Here is a 16,576-nt window from a genome sequence, read left to right on the forward strand (position 1 = left end):
CGCCACCACCGTTCACCGAACGATGTTCGACACATCGATCGAGATCGTCCTTCGACGCGGCGGTCACTTCCCCGTTCTCTGCACCCCTGGAGACACCAGATGAGCGCAACCCCCCTCCCGTCGCGCCGGCTGTTCCTCGGCATGGCCGCGGCCGTGCCGCTGTCCATGACCGGCGCGCTGACCCTCGGAAGCCAGTCCGCGAGCGCCGCGACGGGCGACCCGTTCGTCATGGGCTACTTCACCCAGTCACCGAGAAACCTCGGTACGGACTACGGCCTGCACCTCGCGGTCAGCACCGACGCGCTGCAGTGGATGCCGCTGAACCAGAACAACCCCGTCGTGACCCCGACCGGGGGCGACGGTGGTCTGCGCGACCCCTTCATCCTGCCCAAGCAGGACGGCACCTACGTCGTCATGGCGACCAACCTGAAGGGAACCGACTGGACGAAGCAGAGCCAGGTCATCCACGTGTGGGACTCCGCCGACCTGCGCTCCTTCGACAACTACCGCCTGCTGAAACTGCACTCGATGGCCACCCACAGCTGGGCGCCCGAGGCCTTCTGGGACGCCTCCCGCGGCCGGTACGCCATCATCTACTCGGCCGTCAACAGCAGCGGACACAACGTGATCATGGTGAACTACACCACGGATTTCCAGACGGTGACGTCGCCGCAGGTCTTCTTCGACCCGGGCTACGACGTCATCGACGGCTCCCTGGTCATGAACGTGAACGGTGTCAACTACCTGTACTTCAAGGGCCACAACAAGCTCGTGGGGGCGAAGTCCACCTCCCTCGCCCCCGGCAGCTTCACCGTCTTCACCTCGGGCCTGGCGCCGCTGGGTGGCATCGAGGCCCCGATCCTCGCCCAGGCTTCCGGCACCTGGTACCTGTGGGGCGACGCCAACGCGCTGTTCTACGCCTGGCAGACCAGCGACCTCTCCACCGGCACCTGGACCGCCACCGACCGGCGCGTCTACACCCAGCCGCTGAACTCCAAACACGCCACCATCCAGCCGATCCCCCAGACGGTGTACGACACCTTGGTCACCAAGTGGGGCAAGCCCGCCTGGAACCGGCTGAAGTCCTACAACTTCCCCGACAGATACTGGCGGCACGCCGACTCCATCGGCCGCATCGACCCGTACCCCTTCGACCCGTACACCGACTCGGAATGGAAGGTGGTGCCGGGGCTGGCCGACTCCTCCGGCGTCTCCTTCCAGTCCGTCAGCCAACCCACCCGCTACCTGCGGCACTCCTCCTACCAGCTGCGACTGGACGTCAACGACGGCACCACGAGGTTCGCCCAGGACGCCACCTTCCACAAGACCGCCGGGCTCGCCGACCCGTCCTGGTCGTCGTTCCGCTCTCACAACTACCCGGACCGCTACATCCGGCACTACGACTACGTGCTGCGCATCGACCCGATCTCCACCGCCGTCGGCAGGGCCGACGCCACGTTCTCCCTCTGGTACTGACACGGATGCCGGCACCTCTCCCGGAGGCGCCGGCATCCTTCTTGTCGGTGTCGGGTCAGTTCGTCACGCGGAAGGTGGCGTCGCTGCGCCCCGTCGCGGTGGTGATCGGGTCGAGCTTCAGCTCGTACGCGTAGTGGCGGATGTACCGGTCCGGATAGTTGATCGACTGGAACGACGACCACGTGGAGTCGGCGAGCCCGGCGACCTTCCGGAAGGTCGCGTCCTGGGCGAACTGGCTGCTGCCGTCGTTGCGGACCAGCTGGAAGTCGTAGTTGGCGTGCCGCAGGAAGTACCCGGGGTAGTTCACCGACTCGAAGGAGACGGTGCCGGTGCCCGTGAGGCCGGTCCGCAGCCGGAACCTGGAGTCCTCGATGGGGCTGACGTTCGGGTCGATGCGCACGTCGAAGTTGGTCTGGCGCACGTACCGGTCCTGGAAGTTGTACGACTGGAGCCGCTGGGCCGGGGTGTTGGGCCAGCGGGCGAGCACGCGGCTCTCCTCGGCGGCCGTCAGGTTCATGATCCAGCCGTGGCGCTTCTTCGTGCCACCCATGTTGTAGCTTCCCGACGCCTGCTTCTGGTAGGAGGCGGGATCGGACGGATTGGTCGTCAGGGCCGGCATGTAACCGCCGCCGGAGGCGTACTGGTCGAGGTAGAGGGCCCACTTGTTGGTGCCGTTGAACTTCATCCACATCGGGCCCTCGACCATCGACCCGGTGAGGCCGATGCCGGAGAGGTTACCGAGGTTGGTCCACGTCCCGAGGATCGAGTTGCTGCCCTCAAGGGTGATCTGACCGTCGCCGGAGGCCCGCACGTAGCGGTAGTTGCCCACTCCGGCGGGCATCTCGATGATCTGCGTGTCGATGATTTCCTGGGAGCCGGGGCGCTCGATGTAGGTCTGCGGGGTGGTGACGGTGCGGAAGTCGCTGGTGTGGGCGTAGAAGATGCGGTGCTTCGTCGCGCCGTTGAAGGGCACGTTCGTCGCCCAGTACAGGACGTAGTCGTTGGTCTCGCGGTCCCACATCGCCTCGGGCGCCCAGGCGTTGCGGCCGTCGGGGATCGCGCCGGCGACGTTGAGCAGCCACGGCTGCGACCAGGTGACCAGGTCGGTGGACTCCCACACCACCAGGTTGCGGCTGCCGTTGTTGATGGCGGTGTCCCAGTTCTGCCCGCAACTGATGCACAGGTCGGTCGCGATGATCCAGTACTTGCTGCCGTCCGGGGATCTCACGAAGGCGGGGTCTCGCACCCCCTTCGTACCGACCGTGGAGCGCAGGACCATGCCGCCACCGTTGAGGTCACTCCAGTGCAGGCCGTCCGTGCTGTGCGAGAGGTACATCTGCTGATTGGTCGACCCCTCCCCGGTGAAGTGCACCATCAGGTAGCCGGGATCGGCGGCGGCCGCCCGGTCCGGTGCGGTCAGGACTTGGCCTGTGACGAGCAGGCAGGCGGCGGCCAGTATCGCCGTCAGCCGGGAGAGAAACGTGCGCATGTACATCTCCTGTCGTTCTGTCAGATGCCACCCCGGGCGCTCTCTCGTCCGGGCCCGGCAGCGTTCGGAGTTCGGCCACAGCGAGCCTCGGGGGATGCTTCGGTAGTCAGCGTGCTGTCCGACCAGCCGAGTTGTACGAGATATCGAATGACGTTCGTAAGATCGGGCAGACCTTAAGAGGGGAATCAAGGCGCGTCAACATATCCGACACGCTCGGGATACTTGCGTGACAAGTGTTGACGGGGGTAGGCGCAGACCCTATCTTCTGGCCGAGTTTACGAACGGCGTTCGATATACCGGCAATGTGTGAACAGGCGGTATCGCCGCACCACCAGCACCAGCACCAGCACCAGCGGGAGTACTCCGTGAGACCTGCACTCACCCGTCGAACGGTCCTCGGCATGATCGCCGGCTCGGCCGCCGCCACCATCACCGGTGTCTCGGCCGGTACCGCCCACGCCGCCGTGCCCGCCTCCCCCGGTGTGACGTACACGAACACCATCGCCGAGCAGCGGGCCGACCCGCACATCTTCAAGCACACGGACGGCTTCTACTACTTCACCGCCACGGTTCCGGCGTACGACCGGATCGTGCTGCGCCGGGCCACCACGATCCAGGGCCTCACGTCGGCCGCCGAGACGACCATCTGGACGAAGCACTCCACCGGTGAGATGGGCGCCCACATATGGGCTCCGGAGATCCACTTCATCGACGGCAAGTGGTACATCTACTTCGCCGCCGGCGCCGCCAACGACATCTGGAGGATCCGGCCCTACGTCCTGGAGTGCACGGCCGCGAACCCGATCACGGGCACCTGGACGGAGAAGGGCCGTATCGCCCTGCCGCTGGACACCTTCTCCCTGGACGCGACGACCTTCGCCGTCAACGGCACCCGCTACCTCGCCTGGGCGCAGAACGACCCGGCCGTCGGCCGCGGCACCAACATCTACATCGCGCAGATGTCCAGCCCATGGACCATCACCGGCACCCCGGTCATGATCAGCCGGCCGACCGCCTCATGGGAGACCGCCGGAGGCCAGACGGTCAACGAGGGCCCGGCCGTGATCCAGCGGGGCGGCAAGGTCTTCCTGACTTTCTCGGCCAGCGCCACCGACGCCAACTACTGCATGGGCATGCTGACCGCGTCCGCCTCGGCCGACCTGCTGAACGCCTCGTCGTGGGCCAAGAGCGCCGGCCCGGTCTTCGCCAGCTTCGCCGCCACCAGCCAGTACGGCCCCGGGCACAACCAGTTCACGGTCTCCGAGGACGGCAAGTCGGACATCCTCGTCTACCACGACCGCAGCTACAAGGACATCAGCGGCGACCCCCTCAACGACCCCAACCGCCGCACCCGCGTCCAGAAGATCTACTGGAAGGCCGACGGCACACCCGACTTCGGCATCCCGGTCGCCGACGGTCTCACCCCGATCCGGCTCTCCTCGTACAACTTCCCCGACCGGTTCATTCGGCACTGGGAGTACCGCGCCAAGATCGAGCCGAACGTCTCCCCGCTGGCCGACTCGCAGTTCCGCGTCGTCACCGGCCTCGCCGGCACGGGCACCGTCTCCCTGGAGTCGGCCAACTTCCCCGGCTACTTCCTGCGCCACAAGAACTACGAGGTGTGGGTGGAGAAGAACGACGGGACGGCGCAGTTCGCGTCCGACGCCTCCTTCACCGCCCGGGCCGGCCTCGCGGACTCCGCCGGAGTCTCGTACGAGTCGTACAACCTCCCGGGCCGCTACATCCGCCACTACAACTACCTGCTGTACGTCCAGGCTCTCAGTACGACGACCGACCGGGCAGACGCCACCTTCTACACCCAGTGAGCCGGCGGCGCCCGCCCGTCACTTCCGCTCTGCCGTCCGGACGGGGAAGGGCTCGGCCGAGCGCAGGTGCTCCCTCAGCCACTGCTCGGTGTTGCTCACGTGCAGCAGTGCGGCGGCCTGGCTGAGGGCGGCGTCACGGGTGGACAGGGCGTTGAAGATCGCCTCGTGCTCGGCGAGGGTGCGGCCCGCGGCCTTGTCGTCGACCAGACCGCGCCAGATGCGGGCGCGCAGGGTGCGGCCGGAGATCCCTTCCAGGAGGGTGAGGAGGGTCTCGTTGCCCGTGGCCGAGACGACGGCGCGGTGGAAGGCGACGTCGTGGGCGTTGAGCTGTTCGACGTCGTCGCGGGCCTCGCGCATTGCGTCCAGGTGCCGCTTCACTTCGGCCAGCTGCTCATCTGAGATCCGCGTGGCGGCAAGGGCCGTGGCCATCGGTTCGAGGAGCCGCCGTACCTCCATGAGGTCCTGCAGCGCGACCGAGTCGCCCTGCAGCAGTTCCACCGCGCCGCCGAGCCCCTCCAGCAGCAGGCTCGGCTGGAGGCTGGTCACATACGTGCCGTCGCCGCGCCTGACCTCTAGGACCCGCGCCACGGCCAGCGCCTTGACCGCCTCGCGGGCGAGGTTGCGGGACAGGCCCAGCTGAGCGGCCAGGTCCGGCTCCGGTGGGAGCTTCGAGCCCGGAGGGAGGGCACCGGTCCGGATCAGCTCGCGGATCTGATCGATGGCCTTGTCCGTCAGAGACACCGCGGATCCCTCCCCCCACCATGCCCCGCGGGCACGTCCGACCTGATCAGCCCCTGAGCGCGGAGATCGTCCCAGAGACCGTCGGGGACGCGCTGATCATGGAGTTCCATGTTTCGTCTGACCTGTTCCGGAGTCCGCATGCCGAGGGTGACGTTGATGATACTGGGATGCGTGTACGGGAAGGCGATCGCGGCGGCGGGCAGGGTGGTCCCGTGTGCCGCGCAGACCTCGGCGATCGCCCGGGCACGGGCGACCAGAGCCGGCGGGGCGTCCTGGTAGTCGTACTTCATGCCCTCGGTGGGCCGGTCACGGGAGAGCAGTCCCGAGTTGAAGACACCCACCGCCACCACGCTCTTGCCGAGGTCCCGCGCGGCGGGCAGGACCTCGTCCAGCGCCGACTGGTCCAGGAGTGTGTAGCGACCGGCCAGCATCACCACGTCGGCGGCGGTCTCGCGCAGGAAGCGGGCGAGCATCGCCGACTGGTTCATGCCGGCGCCGATCGCACCGATCACGCCCTGGTCGCGCAACTCCGCGAGCGTGGGCATGGCCTCCTCGGCCGCCTGCCGCCAGTGGTCGTCCGGATCGTGCAGGTAGACGATGTCCAGCCGGTCCAGGCCGGTGCGCTCCAACGTGTCCTCGATGGAGCGGAGCACGCCGTCCCGGCTGAAGTCCCACTGCCGGCGCAGGTCGTCCCGTACGACGAAGCCCTCGCTGTCCACGCCGCGCGGCTCCTCGTTGGGCACCAGCAGCCTGCCCACCTTGGAGGAGATGACGTACTCGTCGCGCGGGCGACCTTGCAGGGCGGCGCCCAGGCGGCGCTCGGAGAGGCCGAGGCCGTAGTGCGGTGCGGTGTCGAAATACCGCAGGCCGGCCTCCCAGGCTGCATCGACGGCGGCGGTCGCGTCGTCGACCGGGGTGACGCGGTAGAGGTTGCCGATCACGGAAGCCCCGAAGCCGAGCTCGGTGAGTGAGACGGACGTGTTCTGGATCTTCCGCTGGTGCAAGACGTGCTCCTGGGATACGGGTGAGTGACGCCGGTCAGCGTCTGGCGTGGGCCGATCCGCCCGCGATGAGCGCCTCGACCTCGGCGAGCGAGGCCATAGAGACGTCTCCGGGCGTGGTCATGGTGAGCGCGCCGTGGGCGGTGCCGTAGGCCAGGGCGCGCTCCAGGCCGGTTTCGCTGAGCAGTCCGTGGATCAGGCCGGCGGCGAAGGCGTCGCCGGAGCCGATGCGGTCCAGGACCTGCAGGCCGGGCATCCGCGGGCCGGTGACGAAGCCGGTTTCAGCGGACCAGGCGGCCGAGGACCAGTCGTTGACCCCGGCCGAGGGCACGGCGCGCAGGGTCGTTGCCAGCACTTTCGCCTCGGGCAGCAGGCCGGCCACCTCGGCGAGCGCGTCCGCCGCCTCGCCGGCCCCGATGCGCGCCTGTCCCGGGTACGTCCCGGCCAGGCCCAGGGCGCCCACCACGACGTCGGCGTGCCGGGCGAGCCGCAGGTCGACCTCGCGGGCCCGTTCGGCGCCGCCCCGGCCGGCCCACAGACTGGGCCGGTAGTTGGGGTCGTAGGAGACGGTGACACCGTGGCGGCGGGCCGCGGCCATGGCCTCGCCCGCGACGTCCACCGTGGTGTCGGACAAGCCCGCGAAGATGCCGCCGGTGTGGAACCAGCGCACCCCGGCTGAGAACACGGCGTCCCAGTCCACGTCACCCTTCCGCAGCTGGGAGACGGCGGTGTGCGCGCGGTCGCTGACGCCCAGCGCGCCGCGGACCCCGAAGCCGCGCTCGACGAAGTTCAGGCCGTTGCGGGCGGTGCGGCCGATGCCGTCGTCGGGCACCCAGCGGATCAGCGAGGTGTCGACGCCGCCCTGGAGGATCAGGTCCTCGACCAGCCGGCCCACCGCGTTGTCGGCGAGAGCGGTCACGACGGCTGTGCGCAGGCCGAAGCAGCGGCGCAGTCCGCGGACGACGTTGTACTCGCCGCCGCCCTCCCAGACCTGGAAGGTGCGGGCGGTGCGGATGCGCCCCTCGCCCGGGTCGAAGCGCAGCATCACCTCGCCGAGGGCCACCACGTCGATCACGTCATGCTCCTCTCGACCGCCTCGGCGGTCAGTCGGCGGATCTCCTCGTAGTCGCCCCGATCCAGAAGGGCAGCGGTGGCCATCCAGCTGCCGCCCACGGCGAGGACCGCCGGGTCGGCGAGGTAGGCGGCCATGCGGTAGGCGTCGATCCCGCCGGTCGGTACGAAGCGCGTCCGGGGGAAAGGCGCCGCGAGCGCTCGCAGCGTCCGCGGGCCGCCGAGCGGCTCGGCGGGGAAGAGCTTGACGGTGTCGAGGCCCGCCTTCAGGGCGCGCATCAGCTCGGTGGCGGTGGCGATACCGGGCACCACAGGCACCCCCAGCTCGCGGCACTTCGCGACGACCTCCTCGTCGAAGCCGGGCGAGACCACGAAGCGGGCCCCGGCCGCCACGGCCCGCTCCGCCTGCTCGGACGTGAGGACCGTGCCGGCGCCGACGGTGAGCCCCCCATGGGCGGCCATCGTCTTGAGCACCTGCTCGGCGCCGGGGGTGCGGAAGGTGACCTCGGCGCACCGGGCGCCGCCCGCCGCGAGCGCGTCGGCCAGCGGGCCGGCGGTCGCGGTGGACGGCACGGTCAGCACCGGCAGGAGACGGGCTCCTGCCAGTACGGTGGCCGGGTCGGTGCCGTTCATCGGCCGAGCCATCCGCCGTCGACGGGCAGGACGACGCCATGGACGTAGGCGGCGGCGTCCGAGGCGAGGAACACCGTGGCGCCCGCCAGGTCGTCCGCGCTGCCCCACCGGCCGGCCGGGATGCGGTCCAGGATCGCCTTGCTGCGCACCGGATCGTCCTGCAGGGCCTGGGTGTTGTCGGTGGCGATGTAGCCCGGGGCGAGGGCGTTGACGTTCACCCCGCGCGGGGCCCACTCGTTGGCCAGCGCCTTGGTCAGACCGGCGATACCGTGCTTGGCCGCGGTGTAGCCCGGGACCGTGATGCCGCCCTGGAAACTGAGCAGCGACGCCGTGAAGATGACCTTCCCCTGGCCGCGGGCCACCATCGACGCGCCGACCGCCCGGGTGAGCGCGAACTGCGCGTTGAGGTTGACCTGGAGCACCAACTCCCAGTCCGCGTCGCTGTGTTCGGCGGCCGGAGCACGTCGGATCGTGCCCGCGTTGTTGACCAGGATGTCCACCGGCCGCTCGCGCCCGGCGAGGTCTGCGCCCAGGGCCCGTACGGCGGCGGGGTCGGCGAAGTCGGTCCGGATCGCCTCGAAGGAGCGGCCAGCGGCGAGGACGTCCTTCTCCACCGCGCTGCCGGACTCCTCCAGCGAAGCGCTCACACCGATGACGTCCGCACCGGCCTCGGCGAGGGCACGGGCCATGGCCCGGCCGATGCCGCGCCGGGCTCCGGTGACGACGGCGAGCCTTCCGGTGAGGTCGAAGGCGGTCATACGGCCGCTCCCTGGGCGTCGTCGGTGCAGTCCACGAGGATCTTCATCACGTCGCCGCCGCCCTCCAGGGCCTCGAAGGCGGCGGGCGCCTGCGTGAGCGGGACGACCTTGCTGATCAGCCGCTCGGCCGGGATGGTGCCGTCTGCGACCAGGGTCACCGCCTTCTCGAAGTCGGAGCGGTCGTACAACCGTGCGCCGATGAGGGTGAGTTCGCGCCAGAAGAAGCGGTGCAGGTTCACCTCGCGGGGCCGGGGGTGGATGGCCACAAGACACAGGCGGCCTCGCACTCCCAGCACGTCGACCGCCGTGTCCACGCCGGCCGCCGCGCCGGACACCTCGAAGGCGACGTCCGCGCCCGCGTCCCCGGTCCACTCCCGCACCAGTGCCGGTACGTCGTCGTCGGCCGGGTTCCAGGCCGTCAGCCCCAGCTCCTCGGCCAGCAGACGGCGGTGGGCGCTCAGCTCCACCACCCGGACCTCGGCGCCCGAGGCCCGCGCGACCAACGCGATGAGGATGCCGACGGGGCCGCCGCCGACCACGACCACCTTCTCGCCCCCGGCGACCTCGGCCCGGCCCACGTCGTGCACGGCGACCGCCGTCGGCTCGACGAGCGCGGCCCGGTCGAGGGGGAGGGAGTCGGGCAGCCTGATCAGCGTCGAGGCGGGCACGATCCAGCGCTGCTGCATCGCGCCCGGGGAGTCGATGCCGATGAAGTCGAGGTGCTGGCAGATGTGTTGATGGCCCGCGCGGCAGGCCGGGCAGGTGTCGTCCCAGCGCAGTGGCATCACGGTCACCGCGTCGCCGGGCTGCCAGCCCTCCACGCCGGAACCGACGCGGACGACCCGGCCGGACATCTCGTGTCCCAGGACGGCGGGGGCGCTCACCCGGGCGTCCATGTCGCCGTGAAAGATGTGCAGATCGGTGCCGCAGATGCCGACGTAGGCCGGGGCGAGTTCCACCTCATCGGGACCCGGCGACGCACTGAGTGCCGGAGCCGTGTCCAGGGTGCGGGCGGATGTGTAACGGACGGCGAGTGTCATCGTGTCGTCAGGGTCCCTTCAGCGCGGACGCCGATGGTCAGCAGCAGGTTGGCGTAGGTACGGGTGTCGGCGGTGACGATCGCCAGCGCCAGGTCGGGCGATCGGGCGGCGTCGTAGAACTCGAAGCGGCCGAGCGTCTCGACCGGGAGGGGCGCCAGCATCGAGCGGTACTCGGCGATGGCCGGCGGCTCCGGTTCGCCCTCGGGCGGCACCATCACGTGGGCCGACTCGACGGGCAGCGCGCGCAGCAGAACGTCGAGGACGGTGGTGACGTCCAGCAGGCCGGGGGCCAGGTTGAGGTGGACGGTTCTGGCGCGCTCGCCGGTGGCGGTGCTCGCGGGGTAGTGGCCGTCGGCGAGCAGCACACGGGCGCCGTGGCCGGCTCCGGCCAGGGATTCGAGGATGCCGGGGTGCAGCAGTTCCGTCAGGAGCACGGTGTCCCCTCCTTCGTGGGGGCGGGGGTCAGGCGGTAGAAGGCGGTCGCGGTGCCGGCGAGCACCGCGTGGATCTCGGTGCCGGAGCAGCCGTCCAGGAGTTCGTCGATGGTGGCGGGCCAGCGGTTCCAGCCGCCGGCGAGGACACAGACCGGCCAGTCGGAGCCGAACATCAGCCGGTCGGGACCGAAGGCGGAGAGCAGGACGTCCCACACGGGGCGGATGTCGTCGACGGTCCACGTATCGTGGTCGGCCTCGGTGACGAGACCCGACACCTTGCAGCGGACGTGGGGATGCCTGGCCAGTGTCCGCACCCACCGGGTCCAGTCGGTCAGTTCCTGCCGTGCGATCGGCGGCTTGCCGGCATGGTCCAGGACGAGCGGCAGCTCGGGGAGCCGTTCCGCGAGCCGGATCGCTTGCGGGAGCTGGTGGCTGCGGATCAGCACGTCGTAACCGAGCCCGCGCTCCCGGACCGCCCGCAACCCCCGCTCAACGTCGGGCCGTTGGAGCCAGTGCGGGTCGGACTCGCCCTGCACAATGTGGCGTACGGCCCGCAGGTACCGGCCCGCGTGCCCGGTCCGCAGGTCGTCGAGTACGTCGCCGATCGCGGGGGACGTCAGGTCCGCCCAGCCGACGACGGCACCGGTCAGCGGGTCGCTGTCGGCCAGGGCGAGCAGGTCGCGTGTCTCGGGCACGGAGGCGACGCACTGGACGACCACCGTGCTCGTCAGCCGCCGTCCGGCGATCGGCCGGGTCGCGGCCGATCGCAGGGCGTGTGAGCTGAAGTCGCGGCGGATCGGCTCGTGCCCTGGCTCGTCCAGCCAGGGCTGCGGCCGGAGGTCCAGGTCCCACACATGGTGGTGGGCGTCGACGAGGCCCTGGACGTCAGACACGAGCGGTCCAGACGGGGCCGTCCGGGTAGGCGTACTCCTTGAGGGACTCGGCGTGCATCTGCGCGCTCAGCCCCGGCAGCGTCGGCGCCAGGTAGTGGCCGTCGACGATGCGTACCGGGTCCACGAAGTGCTCGTGCAGGTGGTCGACGTACTCGATGACCCGGTCCTCGGTGGTGCCGGAGACGGCGACGTAGTCGAACATCGACAGGTGCTGCACCATCTCGCACAGGCCCACGCCACCCGCGTGCGGGCAGACCGGCACGCCGAACTTCGCGGCAAGCAGCAGGATCGCGATGTTCTCGTTGACGCCGCCGACCCGCGCGGAGTCGATCTGCACGATGTCGACCGCGCCGGCCTGAAGGAGCTGCTTGAAGACGACCCGGTTGGCGATGTGCTCGCCGGTGGCGACCTTGATGGGGCTGACTGCCTTGCGCACGGCGGCGTGGCCGAGGATGTCGTCGGGTGAGGTGGGCTCCTCGATCCAGTACGGCTGGTAGGGGGCCAGGGCGCTCATCCAGTCGATCGCGGCCTGGACGTCCCATCTCTGGTTGGCGTCCACCGCGATGCGGATGCCGTCGCCGACCGTCTCGCGGGCGGTGCGCATGCGCCGTACGTCGTCCTCCAGGGACGCGCCGACCTTCAGCTTGATCTGGGTGAAGCCGTCGGCAACGGCCTCGCGGGCCAGGCGGGCCAGCTTCTCGTCGGAGTAGCCGAGCCAGCCGGGGGTGGTGGTGTAGGCGGGGTAGCCCTGGTCGAGCAGGTGGCCGATGCGGTGCTCGCGGCCCGGCTCGGCGCGGCGCAGGATCTCCAGTGCCTCCTCGGGGGTGAGGGCGTCGCTGAGCCAGCGGAAGTCGACCTGTGCGACCAGGTCCTCGGGCGACATCTCGCCGAGGAAGCGCCACACGGGCTTGCCGGCCCGCTTGGCGGCCAGGTCCCAGGCGGCATTGACGACCGCGCCCGTGGCCATGTGGATGGCGCCCTTCTCCGGTCCCAGCCAGCGCAGTTGGGGGTCGTGCACGAGGGAGCGGGAGAACGCGCCGAGATCGCCGCAGACTTCTTCGACCGAGAGGCCCACCACGTGCGGGGCGAGGGCCGCGATGGCGGCGGCCTGGACGTCGTTGCCGCGGCCGGTGGTGAAGGCCAGGGCGTGGCCCTCGAGCCCGTCGCCGGCGTCGGTGCGCAGGACGACGTAGGCGGCGGAGTAGTCGGGTTCGGGGTTCATCGCGTCCGACCCGTCCAGGTGCTCGGACGTCGGGAAACGCACGTCCAGCACGTCCAGGGCGGTGATGCGGGCAGAGGCCGGGGAAGCGGACAGGGCGGATGACATGGCGGCAACTCCTGTGACAGCAGGGGCAGATACAGCCCCTTGCGACGAGATGTGGGCGTCGGAGGGCGGCCCGGACGGCCGCCGGGTTCACTCCTGGACCTTGCCGCCCGTGATGCGCGAGATGGTCAGCGCGACCAGGATGATCAGGCCGTTGAGGGCGCCGATCCACTGGGCGGGGACGCCGCCGAGCGTGAGCACGTTCTGGATCATGAACAGCAGGAGGATGCCGCTGAAGGCCCCGAACATGGTGCCTTTGCCGCCGTTGAGGCTGATCCCGCCGATGACGGCGGCGGCAAAGACGGTGAAGATGTAGCCGTTGCCCTGCGCCGAGGCGACGGAGGCGAGGCGTCCGGAGAGCATCAGTCCGGCGAGGGCGGCGAGCACGCTGCCGGTGACGATGACGATCCACAGCACCCGGTCGGTGCGGATGCCGGCGGCCTTCGCGGCGTCGACGTTGCCGCCGATGGCGTACAGCGAGCGGCCGAAGCTGGTCCAGCCGAGCACCACGATCGCAACGGCGAACAGCACCAGGCAGATCCAGATGGACGCCGGCATCCCGAACCATTCGGCGGTGCCGAGGTAGAGCATCGACTCCGGCAGCTGGAAGAAGGTCTGACCGCCGGAGATGCCCGTGAGGACACCGCGCAGCACGATCAGCATGCCGAGGGTGACGATGAAGCCGTTGAGGCCGAAGCGGATGATCAGCAGGGCGTTGATCACGCCGACGAGCGCGCCCACGGCGAGGGTGACGGGGATGGCCCACGCGCCGGGGAGCAGTCCGAGTCCGTGGCCCGCGCCGGCCGGTACCACCAGCCAGGCCGCGACGCCGGGTGCGAGACCCATGGTGGACTCGAGCGACAGGTCCATCTTCTTGACGATCAGGATCATCGTCTGGGCGAGGACCAGCAGGGCCATCTCGGACATGGTCTGCAGGACGTTGATGAGGTTGTCGGCCTGCAGGAAGACCGGGTTGACGATCTGTCCGACGATCGCGATGACCACGATGGCCGGGACGAGCGCGAGATCGCGCAGCCGGGCCAGGGGTATCCGGCCGCCGAGCAGCGCGGTCCGCTTCGCCTCAGGCTCCGGGGCCTTGGCTGCGGCGGTGTCCGCGAGGACGGTTTCAGGCATGGAGGTCCACTCCTTCCATCGCGGCCACGAGGTCGTGGTCGTGCCAGCCGCGGGCGATCTCCGAGGTCACACGGCCCTGGAACATCACCAGGACCCGGTCGCACATGCGCAGGTCGTCGAGTTCGTCGGAGGCGATGAGCACTCCGGTGCCGGTCTCCGCGGTCTCCTCGACCTTGCCGAGGAGGAACTCCTTGGAGCGCACGTCCACGCCCGCGGTCGGGTTGATCAGGACCAGCAGCCGGGGGTCGTCGGCGAGGGCGCGGGCCATGACGACTTTCTGCTGGTTGCCGCCGGAGAGGGCGGAGACGGGCAGTTCGGGGCCCGGGGTCTTGATCGCGAGGTTCTCGATCATGCCCTCAGCGAGCCGGTCCCGGCGGCCGCGGCTGAGGAACCCGTTGGGGCCGAGCCTGCGGGGAACGGACAGGGTCGCGTTGTCCGCGATCGACATGTCGGGAACGAAGCCCTGGTGGTGCCGGTCCTGGGGGACGAACCCGGCGCCGGCGGCGAGCGCCGCGGGCACGCTGCCCGGCCGGGGCCGCGTCCCGGCGATCTCCACGTCGCCCGCCGTTGCCGCCCGCAGCCCTACGACGGTCTCGGCGACCTCGGTGCGCCCGCTGCCGGCGGCGCCCGCGAGGCCGACGATCTCGCCGGCCCCGATCTGGAAGCTGACGTCGTCGTACCCGTCGCCCCGCAGCGCGCGGACGTTCAGTGCGGCCGTGGCGCCGGGGTCGAGGGTGCCGGCCCGTTCCTCGCCCCGGTCGGCCGCCGCCTCGCCGGTCATGGCGGCGACGAGGTCGGCACGGGGGAGCTCCGCGACCGGCGCGGTCACGATGTGCCGGGCGTCGCGGAACACCGTCACCATGTCGCAGATCTCGTAGACCTCCTGGAGATGGTGACTGATGAACAGGAAGGTCACGCCCTGGCGCTGCAGGTCGCGGATGCGGTCGAAGAGACGGTTGATCGCCGCCCCGTCGAGCTGGGCGGTCGGCTCGTCGAGGATGATGAACCGCGCCCCGAAGGACAGCGCGCGGGCGATCTCGACGAACTGCCGCTGCTCTACGCTCAGATCACCGGCCGGGGTCTGCGGATCGACGTCCACCGACCAGGTCGACAGCAGTTCCTGCGCCCGGCGACGGGTGGCCTGCCAGCTGATGAGGCGGCTGGCTCCGTGGTCGTGCCGGTTCAGGAACAGGTTCTCGGCGACGGTCAGGGTGGGGATGATCGTCGACTTCTGGTAGACGCAGGCCACGCGCTGCCGCCAGGCGTCGCGGTCGCTCAGCCGGGGGGCCGGCTCGCCGCCGAAGGTCACCGTTCCCTCGTCGGAGGCCTGCAGGCCGGTGAGGACCGACACCAGGGTCGACTTGCCGGCTCCGTTGCGGCCGACGAGCGCGTGGGTTTCGCCGGGCCTGATGGTGATCCGGGCGCCGTTCAGGGCCACCGTCGGACCGAATCGTTTGACTATGCCCGTCGCCTCGACGACGGGCGGGTCCGCGGGGACCCGTCCGTCGTCCGCCGGGGCGGGCACGGGGGTGACTGCTCGCTCCCCGTCGCTCATCTCAACCGCCTTGTTCTCGTGAGCCGTTGCCATTCCGATGAGGAATCGGAGGAATCAGCCGAGGTTGTTGCCCCACAGCGACTTGTCGTCGCTCTTGATGCTGGGCACGCCGCCGTAGGTGCCGCCGTCGGCGGTCACGAGGGGGGCCGAGAGCTGGTCCTCGAGCAGGCCGTCGCGAACCTGGATGATCGTGCTGTTGTGGTCGGTCTTGCCGGGCTTGAACGTCTCTCCGTCGATCGCGGCCTTGAGGTAGTACAGGGCGTACTTGGCGTAGAGGTCGGCCGGCTGGGAGACCGTGGCGTCGATCTTGCCCTCGGCGATGGACTTGAGCTCCTCGGGGATGCCGTCGTTGGACACGACGAAGACGTGCTTCTTGTCCTTCGGGTCCACCAACAGACCCCTCTGCTTGAGGACTTGGAGCGTGCCGGACAGGGCGAAGCTGGACTGCATGTAGATGCCCTTGATGTCCGGGTTGGCAGTCAGGTCGGTCTGCAGCTTCTGGGCGGCGACGGCGCCGTCCCAGTTGGTGGCCTCGCCGAACACCTTGATGTCCGGGTAGTTCTTCTTCATGCACTCGTTGAACGCCTCGGTGCGGTCACGGCCGTTGATGGAGTCCAGGCCGCCCTGCAGCATGACCACCTTGCCCTTGCCGCCGAGCTTGGTGCCGAGGTACTGGCAGGCCTTCTCGCCGTAGGCGCGGTTGTCGGCGCGCACGACCATGAACACGTTGCCGGTGTCGGGGCGGGTGTCGACGGTGACGACGGGGATCTTCTTCGCCTCCAGCTGCGCGAGGGTGGGCGCGATGGCGGCGGTGTCCTGCGGGGCCATCGCGAGGCCCTTGACGCCCTGGCTGATGAACGTCTGCGCGTTGGCGGTCAGCTTGGCGACGTCGTTCTGCGAGTTGGTGGTCTTCAGGTCCAGCCCCAGCTCCTTGGCGTACTGGGGCGTGTACTTGATGTAGGAGTTCCAGAAGTCGGTGTCGGAGCGGGGGTAGTCGACGCCGACCAGCGGCTTGTCGCTCGACGCCGAAGTGGTGGAACCGCTGCCGCACGCACTGAGCAACGCCAGTGCGGACAGGGCGGAGACGGCTGAACAGAGGGCGGTTCTGACTCTCATCGGTGCTTCCTCGCGCCGGTCCCGTAGCGGGAGATGTTTCGCCTCGACGACGTCTATGTATCGCCGTGCAGTAGAGATGGGATGT

The 16,576-nt window shown here is 69.8% G+C and carries 15 protein-coding genes; 2 read left to right on the forward strand and 13 right to left on the reverse strand.

Annotation, left to right across the window (positions count from 1 at the left end; genetic code table 11):
• The first annotated feature begins 99 nt into the window (after positions 1-99).
• A complete protein-coding gene (locus tag ACFY0T_RS01935) occupies positions 100-1,476 on the forward strand; it encodes a glycoside hydrolase family 43 protein (RefSeq protein ID WP_388863845.1) in 1,377 nt (458 codons plus the stop codon).
• 55 nt (positions 1,477-1,531) lie between these two features.
• Here the strand turns inward: ACFY0T_RS01935 and ACFY0T_RS01940 are convergent, their stop codons facing one another.
• Positions 1,532-2,965 carry a glycoside hydrolase family 43 protein gene (locus ACFY0T_RS01940; RefSeq protein ID WP_388863847.1) on the reverse strand — a complete coding sequence of 478 codons (1,434 nt, stop codon included), beginning with the start codon at positions 2,963-2,965 and terminating at the stop codon, positions 1,532-1,534.
• A 401-nt stretch (positions 2,966-3,366) separates the two neighbouring features.
• Between ACFY0T_RS01940 and ACFY0T_RS01945 the strand changes: the two genes are divergently transcribed.
• Complete coding sequence (locus ACFY0T_RS01945; RefSeq protein WP_388864202.1) at positions 3,367-4,791, forward strand: family 43 glycosylhydrolase; 1,425 nt, start codon at positions 3,367-3,369, stop codon at positions 4,789-4,791.
• Positions 4,792-4,809: 18 nt separating this feature from the next.
• Here the strand turns inward: ACFY0T_RS01945 and ACFY0T_RS01950 are convergent, their stop codons facing one another.
• The 12 genes from ACFY0T_RS01950 to ACFY0T_RS02005 form a co-directional block, all read right to left on the reverse strand.
• The gene (locus tag ACFY0T_RS01950) at positions 4,810-5,532 is read right to left on the reverse strand and encodes a FadR/GntR family transcriptional regulator (protein WP_388863849.1); all 723 of its coding nucleotides are present in this window, start codon (positions 5,530-5,532) and stop codon (positions 4,810-4,812) included.
• Entirely contained in the window at positions 5,523-6,536 is a 1,014-nt protein-coding gene (locus tag ACFY0T_RS01955; protein ID WP_388863851.1) for an aldo/keto reductase, read from the reverse strand. Before ACFY0T_RS01955 ends, ACFY0T_RS01950 begins: the two co-directional genes overlap by 10 nt.
• Positions 6,537-6,570: 34 nt before the next feature.
• Positions 6,571-7,608 (reverse strand): PfkB family carbohydrate kinase, encoded by a 1,038-nt coding sequence (locus ACFY0T_RS01960; RefSeq protein WP_388863853.1) that lies wholly within the window; start codon positions 7,606-7,608, stop codon positions 6,571-6,573.
• Positions 7,605-8,237, reverse strand: a complete 633-nt coding sequence (locus tag ACFY0T_RS01965) for a bifunctional 4-hydroxy-2-oxoglutarate aldolase/2-dehydro-3-deoxy-phosphogluconate aldolase (protein ID WP_388863855.1) — start codon at positions 8,235-8,237, stop codon at positions 7,605-7,607. The genes ACFY0T_RS01960 and ACFY0T_RS01965 overlap by 4 nt, the downstream gene beginning before the upstream one ends.
• Positions 8,234-8,995 (reverse strand): SDR family oxidoreductase, encoded by a 762-nt coding sequence (locus ACFY0T_RS01970; RefSeq protein ID WP_388863856.1) that lies wholly within the window; start codon positions 8,993-8,995, stop codon positions 8,234-8,236. The genes ACFY0T_RS01965 and ACFY0T_RS01970 overlap by 4 nt, the downstream gene beginning before the upstream one ends.
• The gene (locus tag ACFY0T_RS01975) at positions 8,992-10,035 is read right to left on the reverse strand and encodes a zinc-binding dehydrogenase (protein ID WP_388863858.1); all 1,044 of its coding nucleotides are present in this window, start codon (positions 10,033-10,035) and stop codon (positions 8,992-8,994) included. The genes ACFY0T_RS01970 and ACFY0T_RS01975 overlap by 4 nt, the downstream gene beginning before the upstream one ends.
• The gene (locus ACFY0T_RS01980; protein ID WP_388863860.1) at positions 10,032-10,469 is read right to left on the reverse strand and encodes an RbsD/FucU domain-containing protein; all 438 of its coding nucleotides are present in this window, start codon (positions 10,467-10,469) and stop codon (positions 10,032-10,034) included. Before ACFY0T_RS01980 ends, ACFY0T_RS01975 begins: the two co-directional genes overlap by 4 nt.
• A complete protein-coding gene (locus ACFY0T_RS01985) occupies positions 10,460-11,362 on the reverse strand; it encodes an amidohydrolase family protein (RefSeq protein ID WP_388863862.1) in 903 nt (300 codons plus the stop codon). The genes ACFY0T_RS01980 and ACFY0T_RS01985 overlap by 10 nt, the downstream gene beginning before the upstream one ends.
• On the reverse strand, positions 11,355-12,689 hold the full coding sequence (locus ACFY0T_RS01990) for an L-fuconate dehydratase (RefSeq protein ID WP_388863864.1): 1,335 nt from the start codon (positions 12,687-12,689) through the stop codon (positions 11,355-11,357). Before ACFY0T_RS01990 ends, ACFY0T_RS01985 begins: the two co-directional genes overlap by 8 nt.
• Positions 12,690-12,776: 87 nt before the next feature.
• Positions 12,777-13,820, reverse strand: coding sequence for an ABC transporter permease (locus ACFY0T_RS01995; RefSeq protein WP_388863866.1), 1,044 nt, complete (start codon positions 13,818-13,820; stop codon positions 12,777-12,779).
• A complete protein-coding gene (locus ACFY0T_RS02000; protein WP_388863868.1) occupies positions 13,813-15,375 on the reverse strand; it encodes a sugar ABC transporter ATP-binding protein in 1,563 nt (520 codons plus the stop codon). The genes ACFY0T_RS01995 and ACFY0T_RS02000 overlap by 8 nt, the downstream gene beginning before the upstream one ends.
• 54 nt (positions 15,376-15,429) lie before the next feature.
• A complete protein-coding gene (locus ACFY0T_RS02005) occupies positions 15,430-16,491 on the reverse strand; it encodes a sugar ABC transporter substrate-binding protein (protein WP_388863870.1) in 1,062 nt (353 codons plus the stop codon).
• Positions 16,492-16,576 lie beyond the last annotated feature (85 nt).

Origin of the sequence: Streptomyces sp. NPDC001530, assembly GCF_042894545.1 — a bacterium.
In the GTDB taxonomy this organism is placed as follows: Bacteria; Actinomycetota; Actinomycetes; order Streptomycetales; family Streptomycetaceae; genus Streptomyces.

Bases quoted from the DNA above. Each gene is read 5' to 3' on its own strand.
- ACFY0T_RS01945 (WP_388864202.1), top strand. From the start codon at position 3,367: ATGATCGCCGGCTCGGCCGCCGCCACCATCACCGGTGTCTCGGCCGGT.
- ACFY0T_RS01940 (WP_388863847.1), bottom strand. From the start codon at position 2,965: ATGCGCACGTTTCTCTCCCGGCTGACGGCGATACTGGCCGCCGCCTGC.
- ACFY0T_RS01975 (WP_388863858.1), bottom strand. From the start codon at position 10,035: ATGACACTCGCCGTCCGTTACACATCCGCCCGCACCCTGGACACGGCT.
- ACFY0T_RS01990 (WP_388863864.1), bottom strand. From the start codon at position 12,689: ATGTCATCCGCCCTGTCCGCTTCCCCGGCCTCTGCCCGCATCACCGCC.
- ACFY0T_RS01995 (WP_388863866.1), bottom strand. From the start codon at position 13,820: ATGCCTGAAACCGTCCTCGCGGACACCGCCGCAGCCAAGGCCCCGGAG.
- ACFY0T_RS02000 (WP_388863868.1), bottom strand. From the start codon at position 15,375: ATGAGCGACGGGGAGCGAGCAGTCACCCCCGTGCCCGCCCCGGCGGAC.
- ACFY0T_RS01935 (WP_388863845.1), top strand. From the start codon at position 100: ATGAGCGCAACCCCCCTCCCGTCGCGCCGGCTGTTCCTCGGCATGGCC.
- ACFY0T_RS01970 (WP_388863856.1), bottom strand. From the start codon at position 8,995: ATGACCGCCTTCGACCTCACCGGAAGGCTCGCCGTCGTCACCGGAGCC.
- ACFY0T_RS02005 (WP_388863870.1), bottom strand. From the start codon at position 16,491: ATGAGAGTCAGAACCGCCCTCTGTTCAGCCGTCTCCGCCCTGTCCGCA.
- ACFY0T_RS01965 (WP_388863855.1), bottom strand. From the start codon at position 8,237: ATGAACGGCACCGACCCGGCCACCGTACTGGCAGGAGCCCGTCTCCTG.